This is a genomic window from Nostoc sp. UIC 10607 (assembly GCF_047228265.1).
Lineage (GTDB): Bacteria > Cyanobacteriota > Cyanobacteriia > Cyanobacteriales > Nostocaceae > Nostoc > Nostoc foliaceum_A.
Window position 1 is genome coordinate 1 of record NZ_JBIQNW010000221.1, and the last position, 772, is coordinate 772.

At 44.6% G+C, this 772-nt stretch carries 1 protein-coding gene; it reads left to right on the forward strand.

The features are described from left to right. Positions 1 to 557: hypothetical protein (locus ACEYW6_RS36505; RefSeq protein WP_412983654.1), on the forward strand; the 557-nt coding region annotated here is incomplete at its 5' end. Positions 558 to 772: the final 215 nt, after the last annotated feature.

The following is a 772-nucleotide window of genomic DNA, read 5'->3' on the forward strand; positions in this document are numbered from 1 at the left end:
GCGACCACGCGAACTTCGCAATTTGCAAAGCTTATGGCTCAGTCGTTAGGTTAAGTAATATTTCGCCAGCAGTATCACTTTTGGTGATGATGACAGAGCAAGAGATATTTGAACATTTATTCACCATTGCGGATCAATCCGACGATACTGGTGGAGTCGTGAGTTCGTGCTTAGTACGACAAGGAAACATTGTGGTTGAAGGAATCAGTTGTAACGACGGCAAACATGCCGAATATGTACTTCTGCGCCAGATCGAACTCTCTGCTATCTCAATTCTTCCGGACGACATCATATATACAACAGTAGAGCCATGTGGAAAACGCACTCCCGGAGGACAGGGCGAATATATGGGGGACTGTACAACTAACTTGATTCAGTCAGGTGTACGACATGTGGTTTATGCAGCTCTAGATCCAGATGCATCATCTCAAACTCGATACAAGTTCGAGCAAGCCGATTGCTCGCTCCGTCAAGTAAACGATCCCCACATAATCCGTCAAGCAATCACGCTCTTCAATTCAACTGTAACTTCCACATCAGATGTCTTGCCCCAATAACTATTGCAGATTAGGGGTTAAGGAAAAATAAATTGGTCAGGCAAGGCACGCGCCCTTTTCGGCGCTGCCCCCTCCATGAGAGATTGTGACTAAACATGATAAATATAAGCCGTAAAGCAATTTATTAAGAAGGGGAAGGGGGCTGACAGGTGTAGGTTTTTTACACAGGTGTGAGTATTCATTAGTATTGCTGTAAAGATAGGTATGAAACCAGG